Genomic DNA, 12,058 nt, shown 5'->3' with positions numbered 1-12,058 from the left:
GGGCTGGGATCTCGGTGTCGACCTTGTCCGTGGAGACCTCGAGCAGGGGCTCGTCCGCCTGGACCTGGTCGCCTTCCTGCTTCAGCCAGCGGGTGACCGTACCCTCGGTCACGCTCTCGCCGAGCTGCGGCATTGTGACGGAGACCGACATTCGCCGTCCTTCCTCTGGTTGCACCAAGCTGCTACTAGCCGTGTACGTGTAACGGTTTACCGGCGAGAGCGAGGTGCGCCTCGCCGAGGGCTTCTGACTGCGTCGGGTGGGGGTGGACGAGGGACGCGACGTCCGCCGGTACGGCTTCCCAGTTGTAGATGAGCTGGGCCTCCGCGGACAGCTCGCCGACCCGCTCGCCGACCATATGCACGCCGACGACGGGGCCGTCCTTGCGCTGCACCACCTTGACCGCCCCCGCGGTCTTCAGGATCTGGCTGCGGCCGTTGCCGCCGAGGTCGTAGGTCACGGTGGCGACCTCGTCCGCGCCGTACGACTCCGTCGCCTGCTGCTCGGTGAGCCCGACCGAGGCGACCTCGGGGTTGGAGTAGGTGATTCGCGGCACGCCCGCGTAGTCGATGGGTGCCGGGCTGAGCCCGGCCAGCCGCTCCGCGACCAGGATGCCCTCGGCGAAGCCGACGTGTGCGAGCTGCAGCGTGGGGAGCAGGTCGCCGACCGCCGAGATGGTCGGCACGGCGGTGCGGCAGTACTCGTCGACCGTCACGAACCCGCGGTCGACCTGCACGCCGGCTTCCTCGTAGCCGAGATCGGCGGAGACCGGGCCGCGGCCGACGGCGACAAGCAGCACCTCGGCGTCGAGCGTCTTGCCGTCCGCGAACGACACCGTCACGCCGTTCTCGTTCACCTTCACGCCGTCGAAGCCGGCGCCGAGGTGGGAGCCGATCTTCCGGCGGCGGAACGCGCGCTCGAGCAGCTTCTGGCTGGTCGCGTCCTCGGGCGGCAGCAGGTGCGGCAGCATCTCGACGATGGTGACGTCGGCGCCGAACGACCGCCAGACGCTCGCGAACTCCACGCCGATCACGCCGCCGCCGAGGACGATGGCGGACTTCGGCACCCAGTTCATCCGGAGCGCGTGGTCGCTGGAGATGACCCGCTCGCCGTCGATGGTGAGGCCGGGGAGGCTCTTCGGGGTGGAGCCGGTGGCGAGCAGGATGTGCTTGCCATTGAGGGTCTGGTCGCCGACCTGGACGGTGGTCGGTCCGGTCAGCCGGCCGCTTTCCTCGACGGTGGTGATGCCGTGGCTGCCGATCAGGCCGGACAGGCCCTTGTGCAGCCGCGAGACGACCCCGTCCTTGTAGCTGTTGACCTGGTCGATGTCGATGCCGTCGAACGACGAGCGCACGCCGAACTGCGCGCTGTCCCTCGTCTGGTCCGCGACCTCGCCGGCGTGCAGCAGCGCCTTCGTCGGGATGCAACCGCGGTGCAGGCAGGTGCCGCCGACCTTGTCCTTTTCCACCATGGCCACGGACATGCCGAGCTCCGCGGCCCGGATCGCGGCTGCGTAGCCACCACTGCCACCGCCGAGGATGACGAGGTCGTACGAGTTCGTGCCCGCGTACGCCACCTGCCGCTAACCCCTTCCGGTCGACCCTGTCGCGACCTGCCGATGCCATCTTGTCACCTGATCGGCCACCTCGCAGAGACGGGGAGTCCGGTACGCCCTAGGGTCGTAGACCGGAACGGAAGCGAGGAGGTGCACCGATGGCCGAGGCGACGGGACGTGCCGGTGTGGTCACGGTGTCGAACCGGGCCAGCGCGGGTGTGTACGCCGACACCACCGGCCCGATCATCGCGGACGCCCTCGCCGGTTGGGGGTTCACGGTCGGTGACCCGGTCGTCGTGCCGGACGGCGAGCCGGTGGTCGGTGCGCTCCGGCAGGCGGTGGACGACGGCTGTGTGGTGGTCGTCACCACCGGCGGCACGGGGATCTCGCCGACCGACCGCACCCCGGAGATGACCCGCAGGGTCCTCGACTTCGAGGTACCCGGTATCGCCGAGGCGGTCCGGGCGTACGGCCGGGAGAAGGTGCCGACGGCGGTGCTGTCGCGCGGTGTCGCGGGCGTCGCCGGCCGCACCCTGATCGTCAACCTGCCCGGCTCCACCGGCGGGGTGAAGGACGGGCTCGCCGTGCTCGAGCCGTTGGTGGCGCATGCGGTCAGTCAGCTGCACGGCGGCGACCACGCCCGAGCGTAGCTGTTCACCTCGATGACGCATGTCCGACGACCGCACGCGGATAGGGTCCGCTTTCGTGGCTAGCGCAGACGGCGCCGCTGCGGAGCACCCGGCCCTGCTCCGCCTGCTCGGCACGATGACGGGCGACTGGCGCAGCGCGCACACCGATGTGCTGAGCTACCTGTCGGCGCAGGCCAGGGCCGGCCAGGACGGGCTGCCGGCCGTCGTCGCCGAGCTGGACCTGCTGTTGCCGGTGGCGTCCGAGTTCGACTGCGTCCAGCTCGTCATCGAGTCCGGCGCGCACTTCTCGCCGTACGGGGAGTTCACCACGGCGGCCGCGTTCCTGCGCGACCTGCGAGGCCGGCTGGCGGCGGTGGCCGACGCGCCGCCGGCGACGGCACCGCCTGCGGCAGCACAGCCGGCGCCGCCGCAGCTGACCTATCCGCTGGTGCGTCGCGTGCTGCGCCCGCTGTGGTCGCGCTGGCGCGACGCGTCCGACGACGTGTACCTGATCGACTACCTCGGCGCGGTCGTGTGCGACCTGGTCGACCTGGTGGGCGTCGCGCCCGGTGCGGTCGTCGCGGAGATCGACCAGCTGCTGGCCGCCCGGTTGTCCGCCGGCGAGCACGCGGCGTTCCTCGCCGAGCTCGGCGTGCACGACGTGGTCGCGGCCGACGCCGAGCGCTTCTGGCGCGAGCTGCGCGGGCACGTCGCCGGCCTCGCCGAGCGCTACCCGCGGCCGGACCTGGACCCCGCGGGCGTCACGGCGACGACGGTCGCTGCGCTCGACGGCGGTGTGTTCGCCCGGGCGATGACCGGCCTGGTGCGCAGGTACGGGCTGCCCGAGCTGCGCGGCGGCGACCTCGCACACTTCCGCGCGACCGTCGCGACGCTGCTCGACCAGGTGCTGCCGCAGTGGGTCGAACGGTACGTCGACGACCTCTGCTACACCGCGCAGACGGTGACCGACGACATCGACTGGACCCGGGCGCGATGGATGCGCTCCGCCGTCGAGCTGCTGGTCACCGAGTACGGGCAGACCGACGCGGCGGGTTTCGTCGACGTCGACCAGCTGGCCCTGGTCGACGGGTTGCTGGCCGCGCCGACCGGTCGCTTCCAGCCGCCGCCCGGAGCCGTCGCCCCGCGGCTGCCCGCGTCGCACTGGTGGTGGCAGGCGGAGCCGGCCGGCCCCGGCATCGGCCGCCTCGGGCTGCCCGCCTACCTGCGCTGGTACCGCGGGCTGGCCGCGTGGCAGGCGCGCCCGACGCCTGCGGACGACGCGGGTGCGACCGCGGCGGCGCTCGCCAAGGAACTCTCCACCCGGATGATCAGGGCCGGCCTGAACGGACTCGGGCCGGTGTTCCGGCCACAGAGCGCGACGGTGACGGTGCAGGCGCTCGACAGGTCCGGCCTGGCCGTCGGGGTGGCCGGCCCGGTGCTCGCGCGCGTGCGCGGGGAGAGGTTGGTCGTCCCCGACACCCAGCTGTCCGTGCCGGACGGCGGCGAGCGGGTGATCACCTCGGCGACCGTCCGCGGCGCCGTGGGGGAGGCACCGGCCAGCTGGTCGGCGGAGCTGGTCCGGGTGCGGCAGGCCGACAAGGAGACCACCGCCTGGGGCTGGGCGGCGCTGGTGCTCGACGGTGCGCTCGGCACGCACGAGGACACCGAGCTGGCGGCGGCGCTGCACGACTGGGAGGACGAGCTCGAGGCGCCGATCAGCGACTGGGTGTCCGCCGACCGGCCGACGCTCGTCGGCAGGTACGGCCAGGCCAGGGAGACCGTCGCGCACGACCTGCCGCGGCCGTACCCGCTGCTGACCGGCATCTCGAAGCACCTCTGGGACGGCGACCCGCTGCCCGGTCTCGCGGGCATCGCCAGGGCCTACGCGGGCGAGCTGTTCAAGCAGGTGCCGTCCCGGCCGTGGGAGACCGACTGGGTCGCGGCGCTGCAGTTCCTCGGCGCGGACGGCTGGGACGAGTTCCTTGGCCGGCTGGTGCGGTGGCCGCGCGAGCTGACCGGCGACGAGTGGTACCTGCTCTGCGCTGCGCGGTCCGGGATGCAGCTGCTCGCGGAGGAGCTGGCGGAGGCTCCGCTGGCCGGCCTGCTGCGGCCCGGCCGGATCCGCACCCTGGACGACGCGATGCGGACGTTCGGGCACACCTTCGGGCCGATCCCGCTGACCGACGTGCCGACCCGGCTGCACCGCAGGCACAAGTGGTGGCGGTACCCGGCGGGCACGCCGGACGTGACCGCCAGCTGCACGCTGCAGCAGCTGGTGCTGGCCATCAGGACCGAGCTGGACCTGGCGCAGAAGGCACGCACGACCGGCGCGTCCGACGACGCCCTGCAGCGTGTGCTGCACGGCTGCGAGCGCGTGCTCGACGGCAGCCTCACCGGGTTCAGGGGCAGCGACGCGGCGACCGTCTGCCGGCTCGTCACCGACGGTTGGCGCGCCGACGCGGACCTGACCGCGATGGCCCTCGGCTACTTCCTGCCGATCAAGCACCACGACACGCTCTGGACGCTGCCGCCCGACCCTTCCTGACGCGGTTACTCCGCGGCAAGGCTAGGTAGCGTTTCCGATCTTCGTTACGATTAGTAGTGCGATGACTACTTCCTATCCGCATGTGCGTCGGTTGCTCGGCTCGTTGGGCTCCGACTGGCGCACTGTGCGGCCGGACCCGCTCGACTACCTGGCGGACCGGCTCCCGGACGAGGAGGCCGCCGCGGTGACCGCCGAGCTCGGCGAGCTGTGCGCCCGGGCGGACAGCGAGTACGACTACGTCAGCGTCCTCGTCGACTGCGGCGCCCGGTTCAGCCCGTACAGCGAGTTCGGTACCGCCGAGCGGTTCGTCCGGCAGCTGCGCGACCGGCTCAGCGGCCGCGCGGACGGCCAGGACACCGACCAGGAGCCGGTGCGGCCGGCGGCCGGCGGCAACGGCGCACACCGGGTGCGGCTGCCGGAGTGCCCGCGGCTGCGGCAGCTGCTCGTGCTCTGCTACGCGAAGGGCTGCACGACGTTCGGCCAGGTGCTCGCCGACATCGACTGCCGGCTCGGCCGGCTGGTGGACCTCGGCGACGTCGACCCGGGTGCGATCGCCGCCGAGCTGGCCGAGCTGCTGGAGGTCGGCAGGTCCGAGTCCGACTTTGCCAGCGTGACGACGGGTGCCGGGGCGATGCTCACCCCGGACGCGCAGTGCCCCACGACCGGTGACTTCCTGCAGGCGCTGCGGCAGCGGCTGGCGGCGCCGGGCGCCGGGGGACCCGAGCTGGCGACCAGCCCTGGACCGGTGATCGACGGCACCCTGGGTGGGCTGAAACGCGGCGACCTGCACGCCGCCATGACCGGGCTCGCGCGGATGTACGGCGTACCCGAGCTCGGCACCACGAACTTCCCCGCGTTCCACGCCAGGGTCGGTGAGCTGCTCGACCAGGTGCTGCCGCAGTGGATCGCCGGCTTCGTCGACGACGCGACCCAGGCGGCGGAGACGGTCGCGGACGACGCGAGCTGGATGCGTGCGCGGTGGATGCGGTCGGCCATCGAGCTGCTGCTCACCGCGTACGCGGACCGGGCCGCCGCGGAGTTCGTCGACCGCATCCAGGTCGCGCAGATCGACGAGCTGCTGTGCGCGCCCACCTGCCGGTTCGGCGTGCCCGCAGGCAAGAGCGCGCCGCGGTTCGCGAACTCGCACTGGTGGTGGCGGCCCGCCCTGGTCGGCGGGAACGCAGCGAACTGCGCCGGGTTGCCGATGCACCCGCGGTGGTACCCGGGGCCAGGCGTGTGGCGGGTCAAGGTGCCGGCAGGCGACGCGTCGCGCGGTGAGGCGCCGGCCGCCGCCGAGCTGTCCACATCGATGATCGACGCGTCGCTGGCCGCGTTCGGCGACCGGATGCGCGCGCGCAACGCGACGGTGATGGTGCAGGTGCTCGACGAGGAGGGCTCGGTCGTCTGGGCGGACGCCTCGATGACCGCGCAGGTACGCAACGGCGCGCTGGTCGTCACCGACCCCGACCTCGCCGACGCGCCGGCCGGCGAACACGTGCTCACCACCGTCACCGTCCGCGGCACGTTCGGCCGGGCCGGCCACCGGGCCGAGTGGTCGATCGAGCTGATGCGCGAGTCCGGTGAGGATGGCCGGGAACATACGACCGGCGGGTCCGCGGTGTTCGCCCTGACGGCCGCGTACGACCCGGCCGGCGTCGACCTGCCCACGGTGAGTGCGGCGGACGCCGCCGAGCTGGCCGCCGCGCTCCGCACCTGGGAGGAGCGCCTCGGGGCCGGCATGGCCAGCTGGCGGTCGAGTTCCCGGCCGACGCTGGTCAGCAGGTACGGGTGGGGCTGCGACGCGTTGGGCGGGGGGCCGGCACCGGCACGGCCGCTGCTGCACGGCATCTCCGCGCACCTGTGGGCCGGCGAGCTGCGGCTCGGCCTGGTCGGCATCTGCCGTGCCTTCGGGGCCGGCCTCGTCGGCGACGTCGACCTGCGGACATGGCGGGAGGACTGGGTCGCGGCACTGTCGCAGGCCGGTCCGGACACCGTCGGCCAGCTGCTCGGCGAGCTGGTGGACGAGACCAGGCGGCTGGACTACCCGCGCTGGCACCTGCTCTGCGCGATCAGGTCGGGCATCCAGTTCGTCGGTGACGAGCTGGACGACGAACGCCTCGCCGGGCTCTTCCCGGTCGCCGCGGTCGGGAACTTCGACGACGCCATGCGCTCGTTCGGCCGCCGGTTCGGGCCGGTGCCGCGGGAGCACGTGCCCGGTGGTGTGCGGGGGACGCTGTGGGAGCGGCACCCGTGGTGGCGTTACCCGGTCGACAGGGAGAACGCCAACCCGCTGGTCGAGCTGGACGCGCTCGCCGAGTCGCTGTGGGCCGAGCTGGACCGCCCGGAACGCGACCGGAAGACGAAGGCGTCGACGAAGAGCCTGGCGACGGTGCTGAAGGTCGTGCGTGCGGTGTGCGAGGGCGAGGTCGCCGGGTTCAGCGACCGCGTCGCGACCGAGGTGAGCGAGCAGGTCGCCCAGAAGTGGGATCTCGGTGCGGCGCTCACCGACGACGTGCTGCGGTACTTCCAGCCGATCGCCCGTGGCCGCGAGTGGCCGCTGCCGATGCCGCGCGGCCTGCGCTGATTCCGCGGCCGCCGTAGAGTTGGTGCGTCCGTGGCGGTGGGAACCACTGCCGCCGTCGATCGTTCTCTCTTCGACGGGGACTGAGAGGAGCCCAGGCGGTGGTGCGATGGTTTGGCCGCAAGAAGTCCGGCGGTGGGCGGCTGCGCGAAGCAGACAAGACTGACATCGCGCACCTGGAGAACTTCGCCCGCACGCACCGCGGCGTCGAGGGGTTCGTCGAGCCGCGTACCGCGGTCACGGACACCACCCTGGTACTCGTCGCCGTGGACGGCGAGTGGACCAGGCGCCGCGTCCCCGGCCCGAAGTACGCGCACGACTTCGCGAACCGGCTCGGCGTACCGAGCTACGACGCCGCGGTCGTCGGCTACCCCGAGCGGATGCGGCAGTGGAACGCCAAGCGCGCGAGGGAACAACGCCTGGCCGAGCGCCGCCGGCACGAGGACAGCTGACGCCCCCGGGCCGCTACGGGGCGAGGTCCTCGGCGAGCTGCACCATGGTGCGCACGGTGACGCCGGTGCCGCCCTTGGCGAGGTAGCCGGAAACCTTGTCGCTGAACGCCGGCCCGGCGATGTCCAGATGCGCCCACGCCTGCTCTACCTCGACGAACGACTGCAGGAACTTGCCGCCGATCAGCATGCCGGCAGCCCGCTCCTTGGCCGAGTTCACCAGGTCGGCGACGTCGGAGCTGAGCGCCTCCCTGAGCTCGTCCGGCAGTGGCATCGGCCATGCGGACTCACCGGACGTGGTTGCGGCGTCGACCACCTGCTGTCTCGCCTCGTCGCTGTTGGCCATCACGCCGAAGTAGTGGTTACCCAACGCGACCACCTGGGCGCCGGTCAGCGTCGCGACGTCGACGAGCAGATCCGGGTCGTCCTCCTGCGCGCGGCCGAGCGCGTCGGCGAGCACCAGCCTGCCCTCGGCGTCGGTGTTGGTCACCTCGACCGTGGTGCCGCCGTACATGGTGAGTACGTCGGACGGGCGCTGTGCCGTGCCGCTGGGCATGTTCTCGGCGCAGGCGAGATAGGCGACGACGTTGACCAACGGCTTGATCTTCGCGATCGCCAGGACCGCACCGAGAACCGCGGCCGCGCCTGCCATGTCGGACTTCATGGTGACCATCGAGTTCGGCGGCTTCAGGGACAGGCCGCCGCTGTCGAACGTGATGCCCTTGCCGCACAGCGCCAGCGTCCGCTTCGCCCGCGGGTGTGAGTACGCGAGGCGCACCAGCCGCGGCGGGTTCACCGAGCCCATACCCACGCCGAGCAGCCCGCCGTAGCCGCCCTTGGCGAGTGCCTTCTCGTCGAGCACCTGGACCTTGACGCCGTTCTCCTTGGCCGTTCTCACGGCCTGTTCGGCGAGCTCGGCGGGTGACAGGTCGACGGGTGCGGTGTTCACCAGGTCGCGGGCCAACCGCACCCCGGCGGCGATGTGCTGCGCCCGGCCGAACGCCGACTTCACCGAGCGGTCGGCTGCGCGCGCACAGCTCACGGTGATCTGCTCGACCGGCGGCTTGGCCGTCGACGAGGCGCCGTGGTGCCTGGTAAACGCGTACGCACCGAGCTCGGCGCCCAGCGTGACGGCCGCGACCTGTTCCGGTGACGAGGCCGGCAGTGCGAGGACTGCACTCTCCTTGCCCGCCAGGCTGCGTACCGCGGCGGCGGACGCCGTCCGCAGCGTCTCCAGGTCCGGTCCCTCGTCGTCGGTCGGTACCTTGCCGAGGCCGACGGCGAGCACGGCGGCCGCCTTGCTCCCCGCCGGTGCGGGCACCCAGGTGACGGCGCCGACGGACGTGCCCGCGTTGACCGCGGACAAGCTTTCGCGCAACTTGGCATCGGCCTTTCTGCCAGCCTGCACGAGGCGTTCCGCGCCGGTGGCGAGCACGGGGGAGTCGCCGTCACCGGCGTGTATGCCGACGACCACGGCGGTCGCCGAGAGCGAGGCGGGCGCAGACTTGCTGAGTTTCACCGAGGTCACGGGGCACCTTTCTCGAGACGCACGAGCAGCCCCGATGTTACGCCCGGCAAGCTATGCTCCGGTGCACGCGGGGTGTGATCTTGCTCTGCGATGGACGGTGCTGGACCAGTTGATAACGGTGATATCACGACTACTTCCTTTAGCACTTTCGTTACGGCATGGTCATGTGACCGTCCATGGGCGCCGCCGGCTGGGGACGATCCCGGGGCCGGTACGGGCAGATTCTGGCCCCGGCGTTTCTCCTGACAACGCAGTCGGAAAGGGGCAGTGAATGGAGAGACGGATGCTTGCGCGAGGCGGTGCCCTCGTACTCGCGCTAGCGTTGCTCGCGGCTTGTGGCAACGGTGGCTCCGAGACGGAGAAGCCGAAGAACGAATTCACCGGTCGTGGGCCGATTACCTTCGCCACCGGCAAGGACACTTCGGGTAACCGGCAGAAGCAGATCGACCAGTGGAACAAGGAACACCCGAAGGAAAAGGTGCGCATCATCGAGCTGCCTGAGTCCGCGGACCAGCAGCGGCAGCAGATGGTGAAGAACGCCCAGACCAAGTCCGATGCGTACACGGTGCTGAACCTCGACGTCGTCTGGACCGCGGAGTTCGCCGCGAACCGCTGGGTGGACCCACTGCCCGAGAACAAGGTCGACACCAAGGGCTTCCTGCAGCCGACCATCGACAGCGCGACCTACTTCAACCAGTTGTACGGCGTGCCGCTGAACTCCGACGGTGGCCTCCTCTACTACCGCAAGGACCTGCTCGACAAGGCGGGTGTCAGTGAGCCGCCGGAGACGTGGGCGGACATGGAGGCGGCTTGCGAGAAGGTGCAGAAGCTGCCGCAAGGCAAGGACGTCGGCTGTTACGCGGGCCAGTTCGAGAAGTACGAGGGCCTGACCGTCAACTTCTCCGAGGCGGTGCACTCCGCCGGTGGTGAGATCGTGGACGACAAGGGGAAGGTCAACGTGGACACCCCGGAGGCGAAGAAGGGTCTCGACTTCTTGGTCAACGGTGTCAAGCAGGGCACGTTCCCCAAGGCCTCCGTGACGTACATGGAGGAAGAGTCACGGCGAGCCTTCCAGAGCGGCAAGCTGGTCTTCATGCGGAACTGGCCGTACGTGTACGGGTTGGCCAGCACCGAGGGCTCGTCGAAGGTGAAGAACAAGTTCGACATCGCGCCGTTGCCTGGCCAGGACGGTCCCGGCGTCTCGTCGCTCGGCGGGCACAACGTCGCGGTCAGCTCCTTCGCCAAGAACAAGGCGACTGCACTCGACTTCATCGAGTACATCACCGCCGAGGAGACCCAGCGGGAGGATCTGCTGGCGACGTCGCAGGCGCCGACGCGAGCCAGCCTCTACGAGGATGAGGAACTGACCAAGAAGTACGCGTACCTGCCGACGTTGAAGGAGTCCATCGAGACTGCCAAGCCGCGCCCGCAAGCGGTCAAGTACGGCGACGTCAGTACCGCCATGCAAGAAGCCGCCTACGGGGCGATGAACGGCGAGAAGACTTCGGACGAAGCGCTCTCCGAGCTGGAGACCGAACTCGAAGAACTCGTCAAGAAGTAGTCGTCCCGAGAAACCTTGTCAGCCGGGTGGCGCGCACGACCTGAGCGCGCCGCCCGGCCCAGGGTGTCAAGGAGAGGTTGCCATGGCAGTCGGTGCAGCCGCGGGCAAGCGGCTACGAAGACAACACAACGAGGGGTCAGGCAAGCTCGCTGCCGTCCTCGTCTCGCCGACGATGGCCGTGCTCGGTCTCGTCGTGATGTACCCGATCATCGCCGCGTTCTACACCTCGCTCTTCCAGTCCGGGGAACGGGTGAACGCGCAGGGCTTCGTCGTGCAAGGCGATGACTTCGTCGGGTTGGAGAACTACAGCGCCATGTTCGCCGGCGAGGCGGCGGACAGGTTCTTCAACTCACTCTTCAACACCACGTTCTTCACCGTGACGACGGTGCTGCTCGAAACGGTCATCGGGGTGGCGATGGCGTTGGTGATGCACCGCGCGTTCAAGGCCCGTGGCCTGGTGCGGGCGAGCATCCTCGTGCCGTGGGCGATCCCCACCGCCGTCTCCGCGCTGCTGTGGAAGTGGATCTTCCAGCCGGACGGGGTGGCGAACGCACTGCTGCAGCAGCAGGTGCTGTGGACCACGGAGGGCTGGCAGGCGAAGGTCGCGGTGATCGTCGCCGACGTGTGGAAGACCGCACCGTTCGTCGGCCTGCTCGTGCTTGCCGGGTTGCAGACCATCCCGAACGAGGTGTACGAGGCGGCGAAGGTCGACGGCGCGAAGAGCTGGACCCAGCTCTTCCGGATCACGCTACCGCTGGCGAAGCCGGCGCTCCTGGTAGCCGTGCTCTTCCGGTTGCTCGACGCGCTTCGGATGTTCGACCTGCCGTACGTACTGATCGGCCCACGTAAGGAGTCGGTCGAAGTGCTCGCGATGCTCGCACAGGACGAGGCGATCGAGACGAGATACGGGCCTGCGGCCGCGTACTCGATCGTGCTGTTCATCTACGTCGCGGTCATCGCGTTCCTGTTCGTGAAGCTGCTCGGTGCGGACGTACTCGGTGCGACGAGGTCACAGCGGAAGAAGGGGCCGAAGCGCCGCAAGCAGCCGAGGACGATCACGAACGGGGAGGCGGCTGCCTAATGTGTTTGTCAAGCGGCGTTGGCCGTGTTGCTCGGGTAGCCGGTTCGGTAGGGCTTGCGGGTGCGCAGCAGGGCGTTGATGCGGCGTCTGGCCAGGGTGATGAGGGCTTGGTGGTGTCGTTTGCCTTCGGC

General features: G+C 70.6%; 9 protein-coding genes. 6 read left to right on the top strand and 3 right to left on the bottom strand.

Annotated elements, in window-relative coordinates:
- On the bottom strand, positions 1 to 151 hold a 151-nt coding region (locus GEV07_29055), incomplete at its 3' end, for a dihydrolipoamide succinyltransferase (GenBank protein MQA06581.1).
- Positions 152 to 185: 34 nt separating this feature from the next.
- On the bottom strand, positions 186 to 1,574 hold the full coding sequence (lpdA, locus tag GEV07_29050; GenBank protein ID MQA06580.1) for a dihydrolipoyl dehydrogenase: 1,389 nt from the start codon (positions 1,572 to 1,574) through the stop codon (positions 186 to 188).
- A gap of 137 nt (positions 1,575 to 1,711) precedes the next feature.
- On the opposite strand from lpdA, the gene GEV07_29045 reads away from it, so the two are divergent.
- From GEV07_29045 to GEV07_29030, 4 genes are all read left to right on the top strand, one after another.
- Complete coding sequence (locus GEV07_29045; protein ID MQA06579.1) at positions 1,712 to 2,203, top strand: MogA/MoaB family molybdenum cofactor biosynthesis protein; 492 nt, start codon at positions 1,712 to 1,714, stop codon at positions 2,201 to 2,203.
- A gap of 55 nt (positions 2,204 to 2,258) precedes the next feature.
- Entirely contained in the window at positions 2,259 to 4,727 is a 2,469-nt protein-coding gene (locus tag GEV07_29040; GenBank protein MQA06578.1) for a hypothetical protein, read from the top strand.
- A 61-nt stretch (positions 4,728 to 4,788) separates the two neighbouring features.
- The gene (locus GEV07_29035) at positions 4,789 to 7,311 is read left to right on the top strand and encodes a hypothetical protein (GenBank protein ID MQA06577.1); all 2,523 of its coding nucleotides are present in this window, start codon (positions 4,789 to 4,791) and stop codon (positions 7,309 to 7,311) included.
- A gap of 101 nt (positions 7,312 to 7,412) precedes the next feature.
- Positions 7,413 to 7,760: a hypothetical protein gene (locus GEV07_29030; protein ID MQA06576.1), complete on the top strand. Its 348-nt coding sequence runs from the start codon at positions 7,413 to 7,415 to the stop codon at positions 7,758 to 7,760.
- A gap of 13 nt (positions 7,761 to 7,773) precedes the next feature.
- On the opposite strand, the gene GEV07_29025 is transcribed toward GEV07_29030, so the two are convergent.
- Positions 7,774 to 9,285: a leucyl aminopeptidase gene (locus GEV07_29025; protein MQA06575.1), complete on the bottom strand. Its 1,512-nt coding sequence runs from the start codon at positions 9,283 to 9,285 to the stop codon at positions 7,774 to 7,776.
- A gap of 283 nt (positions 9,286 to 9,568) precedes the next feature.
- On the opposite strand from GEV07_29025, the gene GEV07_29020 reads away from it, so the two are divergent.
- Complete coding sequence (locus GEV07_29020; GenBank protein MQA06574.1) at positions 9,569 to 10,846, top strand: extracellular solute-binding protein; 1,278 nt, start codon at positions 9,569 to 9,571, stop codon at positions 10,844 to 10,846.
- Between the two features lie 82 nt (positions 10,847 to 10,928).
- Entirely contained in the window at positions 10,929 to 11,927 is a 999-nt protein-coding gene (locus GEV07_29015; GenBank protein ID MQA06573.1) for an ABC transporter permease subunit, read from the top strand.
- Positions 11,928 to 12,058 lie beyond the last annotated feature (131 nt).

Source organism: Streptosporangiales bacterium (assembly GCA_009379825.1).
In the GTDB taxonomy this organism is placed as follows: Bacteria; Actinomycetota; Actinomycetes; order Streptosporangiales; family WHST01; genus WHST01.
The sequence above is the reverse complement of the archived record's forward strand: the minus strand, read 5'-3'. Positions and strand labels throughout refer to the sequence as shown.